At 39.5% G+C, this 22,131-nt stretch carries 22 protein-coding genes; 2 read left to right on the forward strand and 20 right to left on the reverse strand.

The genetic code is table 11. The features are described from left to right. Positions 1-73 precede the first annotated feature (73 nt). The 17 genes from BIV20_RS13665 to BIV20_RS13745 all read right to left on the reverse strand — a co-directional run bounded on the left by BIV20_RS13665 (position 74) and on the right by BIV20_RS13745 (position 15,740). Positions 74-424, reverse strand: a complete 351-nt coding sequence (locus BIV20_RS13665) for an FtsB family cell division protein (RefSeq protein ID WP_083655223.1) — start codon at positions 422-424, stop codon at positions 74-76. Positions 425-444: 20 nt separating this feature from the next. Continuing rightward, entirely contained in the window at positions 445-918 is a 474-nt protein-coding gene (yabQ, locus tag BIV20_RS13670) for a spore cortex biosynthesis protein YabQ (RefSeq protein ID WP_083655222.1), read from the reverse strand. Then, a complete protein-coding gene (gene yabP, locus BIV20_RS13675; protein ID WP_075721116.1) occupies positions 918-1,205 on the reverse strand; it encodes a sporulation protein YabP in 288 nt (95 codons plus the stop codon). The genes yabQ and yabP overlap by 1 nt, the downstream gene beginning before the upstream one ends. A 97-nt stretch (positions 1,206-1,302) precedes the next feature. Further along, a complete protein-coding gene (locus BIV20_RS13680; RefSeq protein ID WP_075721279.1) occupies positions 1,303-1,542 on the reverse strand; it encodes an RNA-binding S4 domain-containing protein in 240 nt (79 codons plus the stop codon). 103 nt (positions 1,543-1,645) lie between these two features. Continuing rightward, positions 1,646-1,921 carry an HU family DNA-binding protein gene (locus BIV20_RS13685; protein WP_075721115.1) on the reverse strand — a complete coding sequence of 92 codons (276 nt, stop codon included), beginning with the start codon at positions 1,919-1,921 and terminating at the stop codon, positions 1,646-1,648. Between the two features lie 249 nt (positions 1,922-2,170). Next, on the reverse strand, positions 2,171-3,904 hold the full coding sequence (locus tag BIV20_RS13690; protein ID WP_075721114.1) for a phospho-sugar mutase: 1,734 nt from the start codon (positions 3,902-3,904) through the stop codon (positions 2,171-2,173). 92 nt (positions 3,905-3,996) lie between these two features. Further along, positions 3,997-5,190 carry a hypothetical protein gene (locus BIV20_RS13695; RefSeq protein WP_075721113.1) on the reverse strand — a complete coding sequence of 398 codons (1,194 nt, stop codon included), beginning with the start codon at positions 5,188-5,190 and terminating at the stop codon, positions 3,997-3,999. Between the two features lie 48 nt (positions 5,191-5,238). Then, positions 5,239-6,225, reverse strand: a complete 987-nt coding sequence (locus BIV20_RS13700) for a CotS family spore coat protein (protein WP_075721112.1) — start codon at positions 6,223-6,225, stop codon at positions 5,239-5,241. 74 nt (positions 6,226-6,299) lie between these two features. Further along, the gene (locus BIV20_RS13705) at positions 6,300-7,622 is read right to left on the reverse strand and encodes a CCA tRNA nucleotidyltransferase (protein WP_075721111.1); all 1,323 of its coding nucleotides are present in this window, start codon (positions 7,620-7,622) and stop codon (positions 6,300-6,302) included. Positions 7,623-7,632: 10 nt separating this feature from the next. Further along, positions 7,633-8,070, reverse strand: a complete 438-nt coding sequence (locus BIV20_RS13710) for a GatB/YqeY domain-containing protein (RefSeq protein WP_075721110.1) — start codon at positions 8,068-8,070, stop codon at positions 7,633-7,635. 30 nt (positions 8,071-8,100) lie between these two features. Further along, positions 8,101-9,321 (reverse strand): C40 family peptidase, encoded by a 1,221-nt coding sequence (locus BIV20_RS13715; RefSeq protein WP_158024937.1) that lies wholly within the window; start codon positions 9,319-9,321, stop codon positions 8,101-8,103. A 106-nt stretch (positions 9,322-9,427) separates the two neighbouring features. Further along, positions 9,428-10,513, reverse strand: coding sequence for an iron-containing alcohol dehydrogenase family protein (locus tag BIV20_RS13720; RefSeq protein ID WP_192848886.1), 1,086 nt, complete (start codon positions 10,511-10,513; stop codon positions 9,428-9,430). 34 nt (positions 10,514-10,547) lie between these two features. Further along, the gene (locus tag BIV20_RS13725; RefSeq protein WP_075721108.1) at positions 10,548-11,357 is read right to left on the reverse strand and encodes an ABC transporter ATP-binding protein; all 810 of its coding nucleotides are present in this window, start codon (positions 11,355-11,357) and stop codon (positions 10,548-10,550) included. Then, the gene (locus BIV20_RS13730) at positions 11,357-12,292 is read right to left on the reverse strand and encodes an ABC transporter permease (RefSeq protein WP_075721107.1); all 936 of its coding nucleotides are present in this window, start codon (positions 12,290-12,292) and stop codon (positions 11,357-11,359) included. The genes BIV20_RS13725 and BIV20_RS13730 overlap by 1 nt, the downstream gene beginning before the upstream one ends. A 13-nt stretch (positions 12,293-12,305) precedes the next feature. Continuing rightward, positions 12,306-13,295, reverse strand: a complete 990-nt coding sequence (locus BIV20_RS13735; protein ID WP_075721106.1) for an ABC transporter substrate-binding protein — start codon at positions 13,293-13,295, stop codon at positions 12,306-12,308. Positions 13,296-13,859: 564 nt separating this feature from the next. Next, positions 13,860-15,419 (reverse strand): DUF3794 and LysM peptidoglycan-binding domain-containing protein, encoded by a 1,560-nt coding sequence (locus BIV20_RS13740; protein ID WP_158024936.1) that lies wholly within the window; start codon positions 15,417-15,419, stop codon positions 13,860-13,862. Between the two features lie 72 nt (positions 15,420-15,491). Beyond that, a complete protein-coding gene (locus BIV20_RS13745) occupies positions 15,492-15,740 on the reverse strand; it encodes a Veg family protein (RefSeq protein ID WP_075721104.1) in 249 nt (82 codons plus the stop codon). A gap of 202 nt (positions 15,741-15,942) precedes the next feature. On the opposite strand from BIV20_RS13745, the gene BIV20_RS13750 reads away from it, so the two are divergent. Both BIV20_RS13750 and BIV20_RS13755 read left to right on the forward strand, forming a co-directional pair. Beyond that, complete coding sequence (locus BIV20_RS13750) at positions 15,943-17,121, forward strand: DNA polymerase Y family protein (protein WP_075721103.1); 1,179 nt, start codon at positions 15,943-15,945, stop codon at positions 17,119-17,121. Between the two features lie 583 nt (positions 17,122-17,704). Continuing rightward, positions 17,705-18,343, forward strand: coding sequence for a TetR/AcrR family transcriptional regulator (locus BIV20_RS13755; RefSeq protein WP_075721102.1), 639 nt, complete (start codon positions 17,705-17,707; stop codon positions 18,341-18,343). Positions 18,344-18,381: 38 nt separating this feature from the next. Here BIV20_RS13755 and BIV20_RS13760 read toward each other — a convergent pair whose 3' ends face one another. The 3 genes from BIV20_RS13760 to BIV20_RS13770 all read right to left on the reverse strand — a co-directional run bounded on the left by BIV20_RS13760 (position 18,382) and on the right by BIV20_RS13770 (position 22,129). After that, on the reverse strand, positions 18,382-20,136 hold the full coding sequence (locus BIV20_RS13760) for an ABC transporter ATP-binding protein (RefSeq protein WP_075721101.1): 1,755 nt from the start codon (positions 20,134-20,136) through the stop codon (positions 18,382-18,384). Between the two features lie 18 nt (positions 20,137-20,154). Further along, a complete protein-coding gene (locus BIV20_RS13765) occupies positions 20,155-21,891 on the reverse strand; it encodes an ABC transporter ATP-binding protein (protein ID WP_075721100.1) in 1,737 nt (578 codons plus the stop codon). Between the two features lie 88 nt (positions 21,892-21,979). Further along, positions 21,980-22,129: a hypothetical protein gene (locus tag BIV20_RS13770; protein WP_158024935.1), complete on the reverse strand. Its 150-nt coding sequence runs from the start codon at positions 22,127-22,129 to the stop codon at positions 21,980-21,982. Between the last annotated feature and the right edge of the window lie 2 nt (positions 22,130-22,131).

Below are 22,131 nucleotides of genomic sequence, written 5' to 3' on the forward strand. Positions count from 1 at the left end.
TTTTAGACAAAAAAATCCTTAGAATCGCTGGTTATGACGATTCTAAGGAACTTATGCTTTTTAAGAAATTCATCTATTGACCATCATCTGAATTCTCCTTGAAAATAATTTCATTGGAGTATACCAGACCTAATTTCGTCTTTGCAATCTGTTCTATGTACTCTTTGGTAGTTACATATTCTTCGTATTCCTTAATCTCTTCCTGACGCTGTTGCTCTGATTCCAGTTGCGCCTTTAACTCGGTTTCCTTCTTCTTATAATCCTCATTTTTCTCATACAAAGAAACAATCTGAACAGACATAACACCGATTAAAATCAGCACAATCAGGGTAATAGATAACATTCCTGCTTTATTCTGTTTTCTCTGACGGCGCATGCGCATTCTCTGCACACTTGAACTTCTTGCCCGTTCTCGCTCTTTCATCTTATCTTCCTTCCCTCTGCTTACCGTTTACATAATCCTATTTTAACTGTTCTCCATACTTTTTTCAATTGCTTTTTCATAAATCGTACTACTTTCTTCCCAGTTTTTCTAACAAATCCTATTGGTTTGCAGAATAAACGGGCTGTCCACGCAAAAGGTCTGCTAATAAGAAACAAGATTTTTTTCAACACAAAAACACTGGCTTTTACCACTAGCCGACTTAAGAGAACATTATATATCAACATTCCCAACAGAACACCGCCAATAGCAAATCCTCGAATATAGCCGCTGTTTTCCCGGTAAAGCATCGCGAATAGAACTAATGCACTGGCAATCCAAAACAGCATATCTTCCATTCCAACCCACAGAGTTCCATGTGGAATCAACCTTCGAAAAATCCGTATCTGATCATATACCAGCAACAGCATCATTCCCGTAATGAGGGAAATAAACAATACATCTGCTTCTTTTATGATTTCTGTACTGACTTCCATTATTTAAATAGTCTTCCCAACAAGGATTCTCCTTGCTTTGCTGCGGTCTTTACATCCGAATAGGTCAAACTATCGATTTTCCCTTCAATATCAATTTCACCTTTTTCCAATGTCAAACGCTTTACATGAAGGTCTGCTCCCTTAATCATTAACATTCCCAGTTCTGTTTCTAACAATATTTCTCCCACATCAAAGGACAGTACATCTATGACACCATTGAGCACACCATTTTTCCGATTGGATATTATAATTTTGTGAGTTTTCTGAGCTATTCCTCGCTCTTCCATAAAAAATCCTCCTTCCATATTTTAGGCTTTGGATTGTCCTTTTTAAATATATGAATGAGGTATTTTTTTATGACTGTATTCTCTTATAAACTATCGCTTATATATACCGGAATAACTCTTTTGCTTCTTCCTTCTTACTGGTATCCTGCAAATCAAGTACTTCTACTTTAACATTCTTAGTTCCAAACATAATCTCTATCATATCCCCTACCTTAACATCCAGAGACGCTTTCGCAACCTTACCATTCACAGTCACTCTTCCTGCATCGCACGCCTCGTTTGCTACGGTACGTCGTTTGATAATACGAGATACTTTTAAAAACTTATCTAATCTCATAATCATTTTCCTTTCTCTTACATAACCTTTTTACTAAAGTAATAAAGGACCCTCCTAAAACGGAAGGTCCTTCTTAAATACTATTTTAAACAATCAATGCTTATTATGCATTTACTAAATCTTTTAAAGCTTTTCCTGCTTTGAACTTAGGAGCTTTAGAAGCTGGGATTGTCATTTCTTTACCTGTCTGTGGATTTCTTCCTGTTCTAGCTGCTCTTTCAGAAACTTCAAAAGTACCGAATCCAACTAACTGAATCTTTTCTCCCTTTTTTAATTCTTCAGCAACTACATCTGTAAAAGCCTTTAATGCTTTTTCTGCATCTTTCTTAGATAATTCAGTTTTTTCAGCCATTGCTGCAACTAATTCTGCTTTGTTCATGACAAAATTCCTCCTCTGGATTTCTTCTCTAATATAATTATATTTAGGTTATGATCTCTATCAAAGTGAATACTCCTCTAGTAGATTACCTACAAACATATTTATACTTGTTTTCCTCTGCTTTGTCAAGGAAAATTCCATATTTACAGGCTTTTTTCGGGTTTTTATGAAATGTGCCGAAATATGAATTTTCACTTTGTATACTTTTTCTCTTGCTTTTTTAGATATTTTAATGTAATGATGCCCATTTTAAAGCATTTTATCAATCATTGCAAGAACTTCTTTGCCTAATTTCTCTGATTTTTCATCAGCATCTGCAATGGATGTTCCCTTTACACCGTAATAAAACTTCACTTTTGGTTCTGTTCCGGAAGGTCTTACACACATCCATGCATCGTCCGTCAAATCATAATACAATACATTAGAACTTGGCAATCCTGTTGCGCTTACTTCTCCAGTTTCCATATTCTTAATGGTATCCTGTTTGTAATCTCTTGCAGAAACCACCTGATATCCACCAATTTCAGAAGGTGTATTTTCTCTTAATGTATCCATAATCTTCTGAATCTTTTCCAGACCTTCAATTCCCTTTAAGGTAATTGCCTGTACATCATCCTTGTAGTAACCATAGCGCTCATACATTTCAATCATGGCATCCCAAAGGGTCATATTTTTGGTTTTATAATAAGCTGCTGCTTCACACAATGTCATAGATGCAACTACCGCATCCTTATCTCTTGCATAGGTTCCGGTCAGACAACCATAGCTTTCTTCCATACCAAACAAGTAAGTTCCATTTCCCTTGGTCTCGAATTCCAGAATCTTTTGTCCGATAAACTTAAATCCGGTCAATACTTCAACTAACTGGATACCATAATATTTTGCAATGGCATCTGCCATATTAGTAGAAACGATGGACTTAATGAATGCGCCATCCTTTGGCAGTCCTTCCTTTTCCTTTCTCTGGCTGATAACATAATCACCAATGAGACATCCGGACATATTACCGGTCAAGCTATGGTATTCACCTGTTTTAGAATCCTTTACATAAACACCAAGACGGTCTGCATCCGGGTCTGTTGCCAAAATCAGGTCTGCATCTACTTCTTTTCCAAGCTTTAAGCCCAATTCAAATGCTTCTGCTGCTTCCGGGTTCGGATAACTTACCGTAGGGAATTCTCCATCCGGTAATTCCTGCTCCGGTACTACATAAACATTCTCAAATCCCAGTTCCTTTAACACGCGACGTACCGGGATATTACCGGTTCCGTGAAGTGGACTATATACAATCTTTAAGTCTTTTCCTACTGCATCAATAGAATCCTGATGAAGTACCAGACTCTTTAACTCAGCGATATATGGATCATCAATGTCTGCTCCGATGGTCTGATACAGACCTTCAGCCTTTGCTGCCTCTTTATCCATGGTCTTTACCGTTGCATAATCAGTTACCTTCTTTACTTCGTCCATGATTCCCTTATCATGAGGTGGAGTAATCTGGGCACCATCCTCCCAATATACTTTGTAACCATTATATTCCGGTGGATTATGACTTGCAGTGATATTGATACCTGCAATACATCCCAATTTGCGTACTGCATAAGAAAGTTCCGGTGTTGGACGTAAAGACTCAAATACATATGCCTTAATTCCATTTGCTGCCAGACACAATGCAGCTTCGTCTGCAAATTCCGGAGACATTCTTCTAGAATCATATGCAATAGCAACTCCCTTTGCCTGTCCATTGACTGCAGCAATATAGTTTGCCAGTCCCTGAGTTGCCTTTCTTACAGTGTAAACATTCATACGGTTTGTTCCTGCGCCAATTACACCACGAAGTCCGGCAGTTCCGAACTCCAAATCCATGTAAAAACGTTCTTCGATTTCCTTTTCATCGGCTGCAATGCTCCGTAACTCTGCTTTGGTTGCTTCATCAAAATAAGGATTATTCAGCCATTCCTGATACATCTCTTTATATCCCATTTCTTCCTCCTGATTATTTATGATATATGTTTCTATCATACTTCAAATTATTGATTTTCTCAATACTTTTCCTGTACTTTTATATAAACAGATTAATTTGTGCTACTACTATCCGTGGTAGTTAATGTTCCATTTCTGATTTCTTCTATTAGTGCTTTTACTGCCTCTTCCTGCGTTTTTCCGCTATCTTCTGTAGTATTCGTGCTTTCTGTTGTTTCTTCCTCTTCTGCTTCTTCCTCTTCTACCTCTTCTTCCGTCTGAAGTTCTATTTTCAGATTAGCACTTTCGGAATTCACCACAAGTGTCCTCTTCCAATCTGCATATCCTTCCGCCTTAGCACTCAAGGTATACCTTCCATATTTGAGTATTAAAGGCTGCGAAAGATCAACTAACTCTCCGTTCAGATATAATGTTGCACTATCCGGCTCTATCACAAAATTTATGGTGCAGGACTTCGGTCCTTCCCCCTTTAATTCTTCTAAATTTATTGCCGTTTCACGATTTGCTTCTACGGTAACCTCACGACTTCCACCATAACCATCATTGGCCACAGACAATAAATAAGTTCCTTCCGGTACTTCAATCTTCATATCCTTTTCGATATCCAAAGATAATATATTTCCAATCGTGATATTTCCACCTTCAAAAATATCTGTATTCTGTAAAACCACAGTTCCATGCCCACTGGTTACCTGAATGGCATAAACTTTTTTATCAATCCCTTTCAGACATATGGTGTCCCACTGACTAATTTCCGCTATAGAAATCTTACTATTTCGATAGAACACTTGAATATCATCATTATAATAATAATTGTTTTTTCCTACCGTAATCGTTTTTTTCTCTGTATCCAAAGTAAAATTATGTACATCTCCATATGTAAACACTTCATCCGATACCTGAACCGACGTTACCATGTCCTTCTCTAATTTCACATTTACTGCTTCACCGGCAGATAATTGACCCATGGTAATATCATTGCCAAACTTATCTTTCACATAGGTAGCACCGGTATAATCATATTCCGTTTCTTCTTTCTCATTATAACCTTTTAATGTAATTTTCTTCTGCTCTGTATTTAATCCGATCACAAAATACAGCTGCTCATCATCCGATTGTTCCTCTGTTTCCTCTGTTCCTTCTATTTCTTCTTTCTCGTTCTTCTCTTCTTTCACATAGACTTCCCTGCCATCTGTAAGACCTGCCTTCTTTTCTCCGCAGCCCGGCAGAATGAAACATATGCTTAACAGGAGCAGCCATAGTATTCCTTTTTTCTTCTGCAACATAGTCTCTCCTTTCTCTTGCGTTATATCGACTCACTTGCGCTCATTATATCACACCTTCTGCTTCATTAAAAGTAAGAAGGCCTCTCTCGCTTCGTTCTGTTCCATAATTTTTTCCAGTTTTTCCAGATTCCTTCCGCAGACCCATGCTTTACTGGAATTAAAATAATGGTTGGCTATCTTCCAGAATTTTTCCGGATAAGCAAGACGAATATATAATTGATTTAATTCTTCTATCGACATTTCCCTCACTTTTTCATAAGCAGCCAGCATATCTACCCCCAGCCCCATATTCCAGTTATGTTTTTCCATGATTTTACGCATAAAATTCCCAAGGTCTCCCGCCTGCACATCATAGGAAGCTCTTTCAAAATTTAAAACAATCAGTCCTTTTGAGGTAAAAATAACGTTATGCTGATTATAGTCACCATGACAAATTCCATATATAGAATCGGTATCTGTCCGTTCCAGCTCCTTTCTCTGCAATTCTACCACTTGCTCTGCCTCTCGGTAGAACATGGGGTAACTTTGCAAAAATTTCTGTTCAAAATCATTTTTCTTTTTTCTGGAATACACATAATTGCGAACCTTTTTTAATTCTCTGGTATGCTTCTCATTTTCCAAAAGAAGCGTATTATTTTTTCCCTTCAGATACTCCGGTATCTCTTGCGGAAATTCACGCATTATCTTATGCAACTTCGCCAATTGCTGCACTGCACGCAAAATATCCTCCCGGTTCTTGGTATCACATTCTTTTCCTTCATACCAATCCCGCACCATGTAAGCCGTGCCATCCACATCAACAGTAATTGCCTTTTCTTCTTTATTTTTCACAATACAGTCAATGTATTCTTGTCCATGCTCCTTTAAAAACTCAAGCAAACAATATAAAAATTCTGCCCTACCCTCAGAGCCCCTATATTCTTTTAAAATCTTAAGCCCTTTATCTGTATCACAAATCAGGGCTCCTCTACCTTTTGCCGTCTGCTTTACTTCAAATGGATACTGTTCTAAAATCTGGTTTTCTCGATTATACACACAAACCCCTCCACACCATATTCACAGATTATTTTCTGTGTCTTTCTATCATATGTGAAGGGGTTTCATTGTATTCAAATTTTTATCTGCTTCATTAAAATTTCTTTTTGATTCTCTTCCGGATGCTCTAGTACATAGTCTAACATCCTTTCTAAAACTTCACCCAATTCCTTTCCCGGTTTCATTCCGGCTTCAATCAAATCTTTTCCGGTTACCGCAAGGTCTTTTAGGGTGAGACACTGCTGCTTTTCTAAAATCTCTTCATAGAGCTTTTGATATCCTTCGATATATGCTAGTTTCTCTGCTCGCTGATATTGATTTTTCCCCATAGTATCTGCTCGTTTTACCGCAAATAATGCCGGATACTGTTCTAAACCAATTCGAGAAATAGCTCTACGAATTGCCCTTGGTTCTAAAGGCGGCGTATCATCATGCCACTTAATTAAAGTTGTAACCCTGCGCATGGTATCATTGTCAAACTTTAACCTTTTTAAAATCTCTTTTGCCATTTCCGAACCCTTGGCCGGATGACCATAAAAATGATAAATCCCTTGTTCATCCATACTTTTGCACACCGGCTTGGCTACATCATGCAATAACATAGTGAGACGAATTATCTTATCCGGTGGACTGTTCTTTACCGCTTCTATGGTATGTTGTCCTACATTATAACAGTGATGTTTGTTGTTCTGAGGTGTATCTATCATTGCATCAAATTCCGGCAAAAATATCCGTGTAAGTCCTGTCTCATAAAAGGTTAGAAATTCCTCCGGATGATTAGAGACCAACAGCTTCACCAACTCTACTTGTATACGCTCTGCACTGACTTTCGCAAGATTCTGCGCAAGTTCTGTAATGGCTCCTTTTGTCTCTTCTTCAATAGAAAATCCAAGTTGTGCCGCAAAGCGTACCGCACGCATCATCCTAAGGGCATCTTCTTCAAAACGTTCTTTTGGATTTCCTACACAACGAATTACCTTTTTTTCCAAATCCTCTATTCCGGAAAAAGCATCCACTAACCCATCTTTCTCATTATATGCCATAGCGTTAATGGTAAAATCACGGCGTTTCAAATCCTCTAGAAGACTTGCCGTAAATACGACTTCTTTGGGATGACGACCATCTTCATATTCCCCATCAACGCGATAAGTGGTAACTTCAAAACCTTCCCCATTCATCATAACAGTTACCGTTCCATGCTGAATCCCTGTATCTATCGTCCTTGAAAACAGTTCTTTTACCTGCATAGGCTTTGCTGAAGTTGTAATGTCCCAATCTCCCGGTTTTCGTCCTAAAATAGAATCCCTGATGCAGCCGCCTACTGCATATGCCTCGTAGCCGGCTTCCATCAGGGTATCTATAATATATTTCACTTTTTCAGGCAACTGAATTACCATTTATACTCTCCTACTGACACAGATCTGCCACCACCTGATTGATGACTTTTCCATCTGCCTTTCCTTTTAATTCTGCCATAACAGCTTTCATAATCTGTCCCTTATTCTTTGTTGCTACTACTTCTGCAAATTTTTCTGTAATGTATGTCTTCACTTCTTCTTCGGACATCATAGCAGGTGCATACTCTTTGATTACATTATATCTTAATTCATATTCTTCCTTTAAATCGGTTCTTTCTGCCGGACAGGTATCCAACTGTTCCTTTGCAGTCTTCAACTCCTTTAAGATAACACGATCTGCTAATTCTTCCGGTATATTCTCTCTGCATCCTTCGTCAATAGCTGTCTTCTTTACTGCTGAAACCAAAGAAGAAATGGCATCTTTTCTTCCCTTATCCTTTGCCTTCATTGCTGCAATCATGTCTTTTTGTAATGTTTCAATGTTCATTTCTATTTCCTCCTGAAAATTTTTAACCACCTATAACACTCGCCGTACAGTAATAATCGGCCGGTATGTAGCATTATCATTTCCTACAATTCCATATGCCCTTCCTTTGGCATGTACGATTTTTCCATTTCCCATGTAAAGCGCCACATGCCCTTCGTAACAAATCAAATCTCCCGGTTGCGCGTTCTCATAACTTACTTCCTTGCCCACAGAGCGTTGAGCATAAGACTGACTTGGAATTTTAATTCCAAAGTGAGCATACACATAACTGGTAAATCCACTGCAATCAGCTCCGGTATTCGGGTCTTTTCCACCCCATACATAAGGATTACCTACAAACTGCATCGCATATGCTACCACATCACTTCCACTTACATTGGTAGCATATCCCGGATTAAGATTCTGACCACCGCCAGTAGAACCGCTTCCACCACCGGAGCCTCCTGTACCACCATTATTATTGTTATTATTCTGATTTGCTGCTGCCGCCGCTGCTGCCGCTTCAGCCGCTGCGCGTTCTTCTGCCTCTCGTTGTTCTTCCTTTGCAATAATCGTATTCTGGGCACTAATTGTATCCTGATACTGTGCTGCCAATGCCTGCGCCTGTTTCAACTTCTCACTAAAGTTGTCCATGGTCTTTTCTTTTTGCGCTATCATGTTCTCATAGTCCACAGCCTTGGCCTGATAATCCGCCTGCGCCTGTGTCAATTCGGCAACCTCTTGCTCCTGTTGTTTTTCCAACGCTGCTACCTGTTCTTTTGTTTCCTGATAGGTCACTAATAAATCCCTGTCATAATTATATACTTCATTCACATATTCCACGCGGTTAAGCATATCGGAAATGTTATCTGACTCCAGTATACTGCTAAGTAAAGTAGAATCTCCATTCTCATACATGAATTGGATTCTCTTTTTCATTGCCTCATACTGGTTCTGTTCATCAATCTTTGCCTGCTCTAACTCCTCTTTCGTCTGAGCAAGTTCATCCTCCTTGATTGATAATTCCTCTTCTAAGGTACTCAGGTCAATCATCACCTGTACCAATTCAGAATCTAACTGGTCAATCTCGTTTTGAAGCGCCTGCTGCTCCTTTTCAATTTCATCAATTTCACTATTCTTTTTATCTAAATTTTCCTCTGCCTCTTTCTTCTTATTCTGAGCATCGGTTTTCTTATCTGCTAACGCTACCGTAACTTGTGAAAAACATAATACAACCACCAACAGTGCTGCTGTAAGTCTTCTGGCTTTCATTTCTTTCCCCTTTCTCTTACATCTACGGTTTGTATTCATTCTAAATAATTATAACATTATCTTGTGGGGATAGCAACCTCAGCAACTTTGTAAATTATGGTAAAGATCACATGTTTTCCAGACGTTCCATAGCACTCTGCAACATTTCCTGTGTTATCTTATACGGATAGTGTCTCACATCCGACATCTCCGGAATTCGCTCTATGGTCTCTTCAAACTCTTTTCTGGTGATTCCAATATCCTTTAGTTTCAGTGGAAGTCCCAGTTCTTGATTCAAATGATAAATTTTCCGGAATTCTTCTTCCTGTCCATCGCACAAAAGAGCATACAGCACACCAAAACCGACCACTTCACCGTGAAGATGTTCCCGTTCTATTACCGGATAGGCTGTTAACGCATAAAAAATTGCATGAGCAAGTCCGCTGTTATAATCCGGAGTAAAGTCCCTGGTCAGGAAAATGGACGCGATTCCCGTCGTTATCACAATAGAAAGTACTGCCTGCTCCAGTTCATAAGAACAGATTCCCTTCCGGTTATCCTGATAAGCCTTTGCTCCATACTGTACCAAAGGGTCTAGACACATACGGCTCATTGATACTCCCAGAGCTGTAAAATGTGGCAAATCCTCTCCACGGGATGAAATGGTTGCTTCATAGTATTTTGCATAGGTGTCACCGATTCCTGCCCAGAGATATTTCTCCGGTGCTTTTGCCATAATTTCCGTATCAATAAACGCATGAATTGCCGGCTGTGTAAAAAAATGAGGTTTTAAAAAGGTTCCATCTTCATTATACATGATGGACACAGAGGTACATGCTGCACAGTTAGAAGCAATGGTCGGAAACGTGAAAATCGGCTTTTTCTCTTCGATACAAAGGCACTTACAGGTATCCAGACACTTTCCTCCGCCTACGGCAAACACCATATCAGCCTCTCCATACACCTTAAGTGCCTTCAGGTGTTCCACCGCTGCATAAGTGCAGTCTGTTCCAAAGTATTCATGTCCTATCACTTCAAACCCATTCTCCTGAATTGCTTTTAACAGTTTGGATGAAGCCGCTTCATAAGATTTTACACCGCTAATAATTAAGACCTTTTTTCCAAAAGGACTGCAAATCTTTTCTATCTGTCCATAAATATCACTTCCTATGGAATAGCTTGGTAAATGCATCTCATAATTTTCCAACTTCATGTTTTCCTTCCTCCATTCACTTTGCCGCTATCTTTTATCCCTCACTGGAAAGCAGAATTCTGTCATTATCAAACTCTTTCTGTTTTTTCATGGAATACATCTGAATCAAATCTTCCATGGTCATGTTTTCCCGTTCTTTTCCGGATACATCCAAAATAATCTCACCGGAATCCAGCATAATCGTTCTGCTTCCGGTAGTCAGAGACTGCTTCAAATTATGGGTAATCATCATGGTGGTAATGTTATTTTCTTCCACAATTGTTTTCGTAATCTCCATAACCTTTTCTGCTGTCGCCGGGTCAAGCGCTGCCGTATGTTCGTCTAACAACAGCAATTTCGGAACAGAAAGTGTACACATCAAAAGAGTCACAACCTGACGCTGACCTCCGGAAAGAAGACCAATCTTTGTCTTCATTCTATCCTCTATTCCCATATGGTAACGTGCAAGATTTTCCTGAAAAAATGCTATCTTCTTTTTCGTAATTGCGGACGAAAACGGATTGGCATGCCGTTCTGACCTGGTATAAGCAAGTGCCAGATTCTCTTCAATGGTCATATTTGGCGCTGTCCCCTTCATGGGGTCCTGAAAAACACGTCCTATTTCCCTTGCTCTTTTATGTTCACTTTTGTATGTAATATCCTCATTATCCAAAAAAATATGTCCGCCATCTACCAGAAAACTTCCACAAATAGCATTAAATAAGGTACTTTTTCCCGCTCCATTCGAGCCAACTACTGTAACAAACTCTCCTTTTTTCAAAGAAAGGCTCATGTCTTTAATCGCCACATGTTCATTGACGGTTCCTTTTTCAAATGCTTTTGTAATATTCTGTATCTCTAACATTATCTCTCCGCCTTTCTTTGTTTTCTTTCTGCCATCTTCTGCTTCGCCGCCGGAATTGCCAATGTAATGGCTACAATCAAAGCACAAGTAAGCTTCATCAGATTGGCACTCTTGTCCCCGAATATGTTTTCTCTGATAACAAGGGCTACAATTAACTTATATAATACAGAACCAAGCACTGCCGACACAACTCCAACTGCCGGTCCTCTTTTTCCCAATATCGCTTCTCCGATAATGACTGCTGCGAGACCGTAAATCAAAGTTCCATTTGACGTGTTAATATCGGAATATCCAAGACTCTGTGATGCCAATGCACCGGAAAATCCAATCAGTGCATTCGCTATCATTAATCCGATTATCTTTGTTCTATCCACATTGATGGAAGATGCACTTACCATATCCGGATTATCTCCCGTTGCCCGAATACAAAGACCGATACGTGTCCGGAAGAACCATATCATGATACATACTACCAGAATTACAATCACAAAACTTACCACCGCCTTTACCACGCTGGTCTGAAACTGCCCCCGAATTTCCAAAAGCTCTTTTACCTTTTCAAATACCGTATTTTTGTCGTAACTCAAATTAGTAGTGGCACCCTTCTCTGTCATAGAATAGCCAACCAGATTAATAGAATACAGTCCGCTCATGGTAATGATTCCGGCTAATACCGGATGTACCTTCAACTTTGTCTGCAAAAAACCGGTAATGATTCCGGCGCAGGCGCCTGCCAACATTCCTGCAAAAAGAGCAAATATGGGATGTCCATTCAAAGCAGTCAGAACAGATATCACCGCTCCAAAGCCAAAACTTCCTTCTGTTGTCAAATCCGGAATGTCCAAAATCCGAAGCGATATGTAAATTCCCATTGCCAACAAACCATATATCAGGGCATCCGGCAGATTTGATAAGTAATATTGTAATTCAATCATTTTCTCAATCCTCTTATTCAAGTATGTTTACTTCATACTCAGTCTGAATACTGTCTTCTGTTAATCCCAAAGCTTCCATTGCTGTCTTGTTTACAGAACAATAATCAATACCAATAACCTGAGATGGAATCTCTGTCAATGCTTTTCCTTCTAAATACTCAATTGCCATATCCGCTGTTTTTTTACCAATTCCCTTATCGTCAATTGCAAGTGTTGCAAAGCAACCGGAAGCTACTGTTGTTGCAGAGGAACAGTAAGTAGGAATTCCCTTTTCATTACAGATTTCTGCTAATTTTTCAACTCCATCCTGAATGATGGAATCGTTTGGTACAAAAATTGCTTCTGCTCCATCACTAATTAAAGCATTTACTGCTGTTTCAATATCTCCGGATGTTGGTGCAGTAGTTACTGTATAAGCAATTCCCTGTCCATCCAGATACTCTTTACACTGTTCTATGGTATTTGTTGCATTATCTTCATTTCCGCTATAAATCAATCCATACTTTTCTACCGGAGTGGTTGCCTGAGCAAGTTCAAAAATTTCAGATACCGGAATGGCATTGGAGGTTCCTGTTGCATTTTTATCAGGTGCTTCCATGTCTGTAAGAACTCCTGCTGCTACCGGTGCAGATACTGCACAGAAAAATACCGGCGTGTCAGATTCTGCATTTACAAATCCCTGTGTAGGAGGTGTTGCTATGGTAAATACCACATCATAAGTTCCATCTGTCATATTGTTTACAATAGAAGAAAGTGCAGATGCATCTCCTGCTGCACACTGGTAATCAAATTCTGTATTTTCCTCTGTGTAACCTTTTGCCTCCAACTCTTCTAAAATTCCTTCTTTCATATCCATGAATGCACCATTTTCCACCATGGTAACAATTCCAACTTTTTTCTTATCGCCATCGGAATTATCGGAACCTTTCTCACTTCCACATCCCACAGCTACTGTTGCTGCCATAACTACTGTTAATAAAATACTCAATACTCTCTTTTTCATCTTCTTTTCCTCCTCTTAAAATAAGAAAAGTCCTTATTTTTACATAATGTAAAAATAAGGACAAGTCATCAAATAAACCTGCGGTACCACCTTGATTGATTCTTATGGAATCCACTCTTTAGTAATGCTAACACATCACCTGTCTTTAACGCAGACAATACGTCTTGGATACTCAGCATCAGCCTTTCCCTTCGCCCTCTACAGCCCATGTATCCAAACACTACCTACCGGTTTCCACCATCCCAGCTCTCTGTGCGGGCCCTTTTGCATACCTTTTCTGTATCAGCGGTTTCATTTTTTTACTTGTGGGTAATTATAGTCTGTATGATTTTATTTGTCAATAGCATTTTTTAATTATCTTGCTTTTTAAAAGTGTATCTGTCCGAGTTCTTTTGGCATACCCTTATCGAGCATTCTTGTTGCTGCTGTCTAGAAGAACCAGAAGTGTGAGTTCATATGAAAATCCAATTTTTTCTATTCAGGTTCCGGTGCATGAAGGGAAAAACCGAGTTTCGAATTAGGGAAATTAATATCATTCCTGCAAATGCAATAGCTGAATAGTAGCTACCCCACCGTTTTTATAATCAAAATCTTATCTCCCGCTTTTATCTGCTCGGAAGACATCTGATTGGTACTTACTATGTCTGCAATTGTAGTATAGTTTTCCTTGGCAATATCCCATAATCGGTCCTGTTCCTTGGCGATATACCCTATAATGCCCGGGCTTTCCTGCAACGCCTCCATGTCTAATGGTTCCTCTTCTACCTCTGTCATCTTTTTGATTTCTTGCCGTTCAAATACAATACAATTTAGATTAATCACTGCTTTTACTTCTACCTGAGTGCTATCTGTCATTACGGTTGTCATCTGGTCAATTCCTGCCTGCAAATGATAACGGCAATTTTTATTAATTCCCGGAACCTCTATTAGATAATGAAATGGCAGTACATCCCTCATAGATGCCACCGGCATCTTATCATCTGTTGTCACATAGAGAACTCCCACCTGCAATGTTCCTTCTACCTGAATACCATCTGTTACAAGCTCTGTCTGTTCCACAACCGCATTTCCTTCACTGGCGCAAATTTGCAAAATAGATTCTTGATTTTGATCTATATTCATCTTTTCTGCAATTCTACACTTAGAGAAATTGCGTACCAGAAGTTTTTCAAGTATTGTATCTTCATAAACCGGATTTATCTTTGCTTCTATAGAGTACATATCCTCTACCATCTGATTTTCCTCTTCTGAAAAAATCTTAATTTCCAAATCCAGCACCAACTCCAAATGAAGCATCCGCTCTTCACCATCATAATCCGGCTTTGCTTCTAATTCTACCCCTGCAATCTGATAGGAAATGTCACTTATCATGTCCTCTGTACTTCCCGGACAATCAATCATTCCTACAAAGGGCAACGCATTTTCCACCCATTGCAAACGTTCTTCTTCATCTTCTCCCTCATACAAAACAAAAATCAGCGCTTCGCCTTTAATGTTCAGCTGATTTTCCCCTAATTTCATTTCCACGCCTCGAAGTTGGACGCTTTTCCAAAGAATCTGACGAATATTCGGCTTATTAGACGGAAGTACAATTTCTTCCTTAAAACGATAAGTATCCTTTTGAGATAATAAAAGCGCCATAGCTGTCACAGAATTATTTAATATCTGAAGCCTATCACTTTCTTCTGCTCCGGTTACCAGCTCTTCATCATAATTTTCATCTACCGTTGCCTTTAGTACCACCAACGCCTTAACACTTACTTTTCTGGAATTGATAATTCCCAAAGACAAGTCCTCCATCTCCCATGTAACCTTTGCCGAATCATATTCATTCACCCCATCCATTGCGAGACTTTCCTGAAACGGAATTTCCCCCACCAGACTATCAATTTTTCCGGCATCCTGATCACTACGATAAAGCATAGAAAACTTAAGTACTCCCTTCAGCCATACATGCCCCTGCGTAATACTAGTCTCATCTAAGCGTATTTCTCCCCGATCCATAATGATTCGTATCAAATCCGGCTTTACATCAGGTACATTAAAGTCATCATCCAAGGTAATCTGCGTAACCGCTTCTCCCTTTCCCCGGCTCATATGTATATATTTTTTTAATAATTCCAAAGCAAAAAAACGCTCCCATTCTGAACTTTTGTACATTCTATTCAGAACGGAAACGTTTTATTCATTTCATTCCTAACACAACTTCATTCTAACATCTCTTGTAAGCACATCTGCATAGCTAAAAGATAATAGCTGTGGCGGATTATTTTCATTATCATCATTTATCTGAACTGTAAAAACACAAGGATATGCGCCCTTAATTACACCTTCCTGCACATCTACCCGGTTTCTTCCTCTATCTAACTGAATCAAAACTTTGTTTCCCAACTGCTGTAATACGGATGCTCTTACTTTGGAGATATCTTCCTGTCTTACTATCATTCTTCCACCTCATTTTAATTTTTTAGATTTTCAGTCCCTTATTATGTCAATTTCACTTTTTAGTATAGCACTGCGTTAAAGTGTTGTCAAATGAAATTTTACAACCGAACAAATGTATGGTAACATATATTTATTACAGTAGGTGCCTTTGCGAATGGCGTGGCGGGAACTGTAACCTATTCCCAAACTATTGGAGGATACCATGGATAGACTTATTTTTCATATTGATGTAAATTCTGCTTACCTTTCCTGGTCAGCAGTGGAAAATTTAAAAAATGGAAGTTCTGTAGACCTTCGTGAAATCCCCGCCATTATCGGTGGAGATATGGCAAGCCGTCACGGAATCGTATTGGCAAAGTCTATTCCTGCCAAAGCATATAAAATAACCACAGGTGAACCTGTGGCGCATGCACTTCAAAAGTATCCAAAGTTAGTTATTGTTCCACCAAACCATCAACTTTACAGCGAGTACAGTCACCGTCTTATGGAGCTTTTAAAAACTTTTTCTCCTATCATTGAACAAGTCAGTATTGACGAATGCTATATGGATTTTACTGATTATATCAAAGATTACCCCGACCCGGTTACTGCCGCTACACAGATTAAAGACACGGTACGCAACACCTTTGGTTTCACGGTAAATGTAGGAATTTCCAATAATAAGCTACTGGCTAAAATGGCTTCTGATTTTCAGAAGCCTGATAAAGTGCACACACTATTTCCCAAGGAAGTGCCCGGCAAAATGTGGCCTTTGCCCGTCAGAGACCTTTTTATGGTCGGAAAATCCGCCGCTGCCACCTTAGAAAAGCTAGAGATTCTTACCATCGGTGATTTAGCACACATGGATATCGCTATTCTGGAAAGTCATATGAAGAGTCATGGAAGACTCATTTGGGAATTTGCAAATGGCATAGACGATTCCCCTGTCCAGGCAGAGGAATCTGAATTAAAGGGTGTCGGAAACTCTACCACGCTTTCGCGGGATGCGGAAACTTCCGCAGACGCGAAAAAAGTATTGCGTGGCCTTTGCGACCAGGTAGCTTCCCGCTTAAAAAAATACGGTCAGCTTGCCGGAATGATTAGCACTGAAATCAAATACGCTACCTTTACCAATGTTTCCCACCAGCGACAGCTTCCTAATGTCACGGACGATGCCGCTACCTTGTACCACTATGCCTGCTTATTGTTTGACGAACTCTGGAACGGAGAACCCATTCGCTTGCTGGGCGTACGAACCTCTAAACTCACCACGGAACCGGAACCGATTCAAATGAGCCTCTTTGACTTGCCAAAAACGCAAAGAGAAATCAAAGCGGACAAGGCAGCAGAAGAATTGAGGAAACGTTTTGGCGATGAGGTTATAAAAAAAGGTTTCCCTTAATCCATCGACTTTAAAGCCTCGACCATATTTACTTTTTTTATCTTTGCACATACCGCGCTATTAATCACGATAGAAGATGTACCTTCATTGAGCGTAGTGTTCACAACCATCCATAAGAAAAATTGGAACGTTTTGCTCATCTTTCAACCTTTTCCGTTCAATAATCCCCCCGAATTATCTGAGCCGGCACACCCTTTATTGGCTTTCTCGTAGTTAAAGCCGCAGAATATATACATATGATAATAATTGCTACCCTATAGAATTCCAATACCTCCTCCAAGTAACGACACTGCAACCCCCTAGCCTGCATAGTGTCCATAAATACTGGAATTATAGTACCCCAACGCCTTCATTCTATTCCAAACACACCCCATGTTGGAAAACAGCATCCTTATAACACTGTCACATGACCAATACTTTCTTGTAACACGAGTAATTGCTCACATTTTGAACATATCACTTCTTTTTCTTTTTGTCAATACCTTTTGTGAGTATTTACTCATATTCAATGAAACGGTTGCTTTTTTTTACCTGCTATGTTAAATTTCATTATAGAAAAATATCAGATAATGGAGAGTTTACAATGAGCGATAAATCCGTTCGTGTTCCAAAACAAGCACGAAGTATTGAAAAGAAAAACCAAATTAAACAAGCAGCCCTCGAACTCATGTCTGAAAAGGGATATTTTGGCACTACTTCCAATGAAATTGCCAAGAAAGCCGGACTTTCTATCGGTACATTCTATTCCTATTTTGCTAATAAAAAAGATTTATATGAAGAACTGGTAAAAGATCTCTATCAAACAGTTTTAGAACAATTACCACGCTATGAATCAGAGATGGATCTATCCCCCACTGAACTGGTTCGCAACCGTATTCAAATGATTATGCAATTACATACCTATATGTCTGATTTTCAAAAAGAGATTACCTGCTTGTCCCAACGCTACGATGAGTTCCGCGCCATTGAAGCCAAATACCACCTTAACCTTACTACACGGGCTATGCAATTATTAAATAATCATAAGGATATTCTTAGAATTACTGATATTTCCACTGCAGTATTGCTTATTAACCGATCTCTTGAAGCAGTTGCACATGAGCTACAATTTTACCCAAATTCTTTTGATCAAGATAAGATAATAGATGAACTTACCGATATGTTCTGTCAATATGCAATTAAACCGGAATTTTTATCCGACAAAAAAACAGACCAGAACTGACATTGTTCTGTCCTGCTTTCCTAATATCATATATAAATTCACACTGCAAACTGGCTATTATAAAGCTGCGCATAGAATCCATTTTTTGCAAGCAATTCTTCATGATTTCCCTGCTCCATAATTTTTCCATCTTTCATCACCAGAATAATATCTGCTTCTTGAATCGTAGACAATCGATGGGCTACGATAAAACTGGTACGTCCTTTCATCATTTTGGCAAAAGCATTTTGAATCTTCATTTCCGTTCTGGTATCAATCGAAGACGTAGCCTCATCCAAAATCAACATTGGCGGCAGGCACAACATAACTCTTGCAATACAAAGAAGCTGTTTCTGACCTGCGGAAAGGCTTCCGCCCTCTTCTCCAATTACAGTATCATATCCTTCTGGTAAACGTTTGATAAAACTATGGGCATGAGCTGCCTTTGCTGCCTCTATCATCTCTTCTTCAGTGGCATCCGGTTTTCCCATCATTAAATTTTCTCGGATGGTTCCTGCCTTCAACCATGTCTCCTGCAATACCATACCGTAGCTGCCTCGAAGACTTTTTCTGGTAACAGTTCGAATATCCTTTCCTTCTACCTGAATACTTCCGCTGTCTACATCATAGAAACGCATCAGCAGGTTAATAATAGTGGTTTTCCCACATCCGGTAGGACCTACAATCGCCACACGCTGCCCCGGTTCTACTTTTAAATTAAAATCTTCAATCAGTTTTTTATCCGGTTGATAAGAAAAATATACATGCTCTAAATCCACGTTTCCCTTTACATCTTCCAGTGTCACAGCATTTTCCGGTTCCGGAACTTGCGGTTCCTCTTCAATTAAACGAAAGATACGATCTGCACAGGCAAGAGCATTCTGAAGTTCGGTAACAACACCGGATATCTCGTTAAAAGGCTTGGTATACTGGTTCGCATAACTTAGGAAACAGGAAAGCTGTCCTACCGATATCATCCCGTTCATCGCGCAGAACGCTCCCACAAGCCCTACTCCTGTATACACCAGACTGTTCACAAAACGAGTACATGGATTGGTTAGAGAGGAAAAAAAGGTTGCCTGCAAAGACGCCTTCGCCAGTCTCCCATTAATTTCATCAAAAGTTTCCAGTACATCTGACTCTTTGGAAAACGCCTGGACCACCTTCTGATTCTCTATCATTTCATTGATTAACGCTGTCTGCTCTCCTCGGGTACTGGATTGCAAATGAAACATTGCATAAGTCCGTTTTGCAATAAAACTTGCCACAAATAACGACACAGGTGTAATAAGAACTACCACCAACGTAATCTTTACGTTAATGTTAAGCATAAACAATAGTGTTCCTAAAATTGTAATCACACCCGTAAACAATTGGGAAAAACCCATCAAAAGTCCATCAGCAAACTGGTCTACGTCTGCAATGACGCGACTCACCAATTCTCCATGAGAATGTCCATCTATAAATTTCAAGGGAAGAATCTCTATTTTCGCAAAGGCCTCCCGGCGAATGTCCTGAATTACCTCATAGGTAATCTTATTGTTACATACATTCATTAACCACTGCGCCAATGCTGTTACACCAATCACAACTCCAATTTTTATAAGAATTGCAAATACTGCCTGAAAATCTACAAATCCCTTATCAATAATATAGTCAATGGCATCTCCGGTAAGGACCGGAACATATAAGGTTGCTGCCACTGTTATAACCGCAAATACAAGAGACAGAATTAAATACCAACGATAACGCTTGATATAGTGTAACACTTTTTTTAATGTTTCTGACTGATTTTTGCTTTTTTCCTTTTTCATCGTATCCATGCCTCCCTTCTAATGCTTCTTGTACTGAGATTCGTAAATTTCCCGATACACTCCACAGCTTTCCAGCAATTGGTCATGGGTTCCCATTCCGGCTACCTCACCATCGTCTAGCACAATAATTTTATCTGCATGCTGAATGGAGGAAGTACGCTGTGACACAATAAATACCGTGGGATTTCCCTCCATTTCACGAATTGCTTTCCGAAGCCTTGCATCTGTAGCATAATCAAGAGCTGAGGCACTATCATCCAAAATCAAAATCTGAGGCTTTCTAACCAATGCTCTGGCAATCGTAAGACGTTGCCGTTGTCCACCGGAAAAGTTTTTACCACCTTGCTCCACCAGGGCATCCAGCTTTCCTTCTTTGCCTTCTACCACTTCTTTTGCCTGCGCAGTTTCCAGTGCTTGATATAATTCTTCTTCCGTAGCATCTTCCTTGCCCCAGCAAAGATTTTCTCGAATCGTACCTTTAAAAAGAACTGCTTTCTGCATCACGATTCCAACCATCTGGCGGAGCTGCTCTAATGGATAATCCTTTACATTCTGTCCATCTATCTTCACTTCTCCGGCAGTGGCATCATAAAACCTTGGAATCAAATGAACCAATGACGTTTTACCACTTCCGGTTCCACCAATGATTCCGATTGTCTCTCCTTTTTTCACCTTAAAATCAATATCAGTTAAGCTTTCTGCGCCTGCATCCTGATAGGTCAATCCCACATGCGAAAACTCTACCATATATTCAGAATCTGTTTTTTGCATAGTTGTATTCTGTTTTTCCTTCTGACTTTCCACCGGCATACTGCTCTTCATCTCCAAAATGGATTCGATACGGTTTCCACAAGCAACTGCCTTGGTAATGGTAACAATCAGGTTTGCCAGCTTAATCAATTCTACCAGAATCTGAGACATATAGTTTACCAGCGCAACTACTTGTCCCTGTGTAAGAACTCCCGTATCTACCTGAAAAGTTCCTACATAAAGCAAGGCAATAATCCCACAGTTAATGATAATATAAGTAACCGGATTCATGAATGCACTGATACGTCCCACATGATTCTGCATTCCGGTAAGAGATTCCAGACTGTCTTCGTATCGCGCCTTTTCCTCTTCTTCCTTGTGAAATGCTCGAATTACACGAACTCCGGTAAGATTCTCTCTGGTAATTCCAAGTACCCGGTCAAGACACTCCTGCACCTTTTTGTAAAGAGGAATACTTACTGCCATAATTCCAAATACCACAACAGATAACAATGGAATCGTCACTACAAATATTAACGCTGCCTTCACATCAATGGTAAATGCCATAATCATTGCACCAAATACAATAAATGGTGAACGTAAAAATAACCGCAATACCATATTTACCCCTGACTGCACCTGATTAATATCACTGGTCATTCGGGTAATTAAGGTTGCCGTTCCTGCCTTGTCTATTTCTGAAAAAGAAAACGTCTGAATATGAGAAAACAAGTGATGGCGCACTTGAGTTCCGAATCCAACTGCCGCTTTGGCCGCAAAGTACTGCGCCGTTACGGAACAAGTCAGACCGATTAGTCCAAGTGCCACCATCACCAGACACATTTTTACAATGTAACCACTATCACGATTTGCAATACCTACATCAATAATCTGAGTTACCACCAATGGGACAATTAACTCAAAAGATGCTTCTAACATCTTGAATAATGGGGCTAATATGCTTTCTTTTTTATAGTCTTTTAAATATATCAATAATTTTTTCATGGGAATAATCCTTCCGTAATAATCAATTTATCTTTCCCCATTATAATCCCACTTTCAGACCTAATTCAATACATGATAGCCACCATTTTTATAAAAATGGTGTTTCTTCTATATATTCTTTCTCAGTTCCCTGTATAATATGCTCTACTAACTCTGTTTCCTTGGATTCTCCTAAAATCTCATCTACACTACACCCTAAAATCAATGCCAGCTGTGGTAATTTCCCAATATCAGGCATGG

Source organism: Roseburia sp. 499 (genome assembly GCF_001940225.2).
Classification (GTDB): domain Bacteria; phylum Bacillota; class Clostridia; order Lachnospirales; family Lachnospiraceae; genus Petralouisia.

Excerpts from the sequence above, each read along its gene's own strand:
- BIV20_RS13725 (WP_075721108.1), bottom strand. The coding sequence starts at position 11,357 with ATGTTAGAGATACAGAATATTACAAAAGCATTTGAAAAAGGAACCGTC.
- yabQ (WP_083655222.1), bottom strand. The coding sequence starts at position 918 with ATGGAAGTCAGTACAGAAATCATAAAAGAAGCAGATGTATTGTTTATT.
- BIV20_RS13690 (WP_075721114.1), bottom strand. The coding sequence starts at position 3,904 with ATGGGATATAAAGAGATGTATCAGGAATGGCTGAATAATCCTTATTTT.
- BIV20_RS13750 (WP_075721103.1), top strand. The coding sequence starts at position 15,943 with ATGGATAGACTTATTTTTCATATTGATGTAAATTCTGCTTACCTTTCC.
- BIV20_RS13665 (WP_083655223.1), bottom strand. The coding sequence starts at position 424 with ATGAAAGAGCGAGAACGGGCAAGAAGTTCAAGTGTGCAGAGAATGCGC.
- BIV20_RS13730 (WP_075721107.1), bottom strand. The coding sequence starts at position 12,292 with ATGATTGAATTACAATATTACTTATCAAATCTGCCGGATGCCCTGATA.
- BIV20_RS13695 (WP_075721113.1), bottom strand. The coding sequence starts at position 5,190 with ATGTTGCAGAAGAAAAAAGGAATACTATGGCTGCTCCTGTTAAGCATA.
- BIV20_RS13770 (WP_158024935.1), bottom strand. The coding sequence starts at position 22,129 with ATGCCTGATATTGGGAAATTACCACAGCTGGCATTGATTTTAGGGTGT.
- BIV20_RS13720 (WP_192848886.1), bottom strand. The coding sequence starts at position 10,513 with ATGAAGTTGGAAAATTATGAGATGCATTTACCAAGCTATTCCATAGGA.
- BIV20_RS13710 (WP_075721110.1), bottom strand. The coding sequence starts at position 8,070 with ATGAACATTGAAACATTACAAAAAGACATGATTGCAGCAATGAAGGCA.
- BIV20_RS13755 (WP_075721102.1), top strand. The coding sequence starts at position 17,705 with ATGAGCGATAAATCCGTTCGTGTTCCAAAACAAGCACGAAGTATTGAA.
- BIV20_RS13760 (WP_075721101.1), bottom strand. The coding sequence starts at position 20,136 with ATGAAAAAGGAAAAAAGCAAAAATCAGTCAGAAACATTAAAAAAAGTG.
- BIV20_RS13715 (WP_158024937.1), bottom strand. The coding sequence starts at position 9,321 with ATGAAAGCCAGAAGACTTACAGCAGCACTGTTGGTGGTTGTATTATGT.
- BIV20_RS13685 (WP_075721115.1), bottom strand. The coding sequence starts at position 1,921 with ATGAACAAAGCAGAATTAGTTGCAGCAATGGCTGAAAAAACTGAATTA.
- BIV20_RS13680 (WP_075721279.1), bottom strand. The coding sequence starts at position 1,542 with ATGAGATTAGATAAGTTTTTAAAAGTATCTCGTATTATCAAACGACGT.
- BIV20_RS13705 (WP_075721111.1), bottom strand. The coding sequence starts at position 7,622 with ATGGTAATTCAGTTGCCTGAAAAAGTGAAATATATTATAGATACCCTG.
- BIV20_RS13735 (WP_075721106.1), bottom strand. The coding sequence starts at position 13,295 with ATGAAAAAGAGAGTATTGAGTATTTTATTAACAGTAGTTATGGCAGCA.
- BIV20_RS13745 (WP_075721104.1), bottom strand. The coding sequence starts at position 15,740 with ATGATAGTAAGACAGGAAGATATCTCCAAAGTAAGAGCATCCGTATTA.
- BIV20_RS13765 (WP_075721100.1), bottom strand. The coding sequence starts at position 21,891 with ATGAAAAAATTATTGATATATTTAAAAGACTATAAAAAAGAAAGCATA.
- yabP (WP_075721116.1), bottom strand. The coding sequence starts at position 1,205 with ATGGAAGAGCGAGGAATAGCTCAGAAAACTCACAAAATTATAATATCC.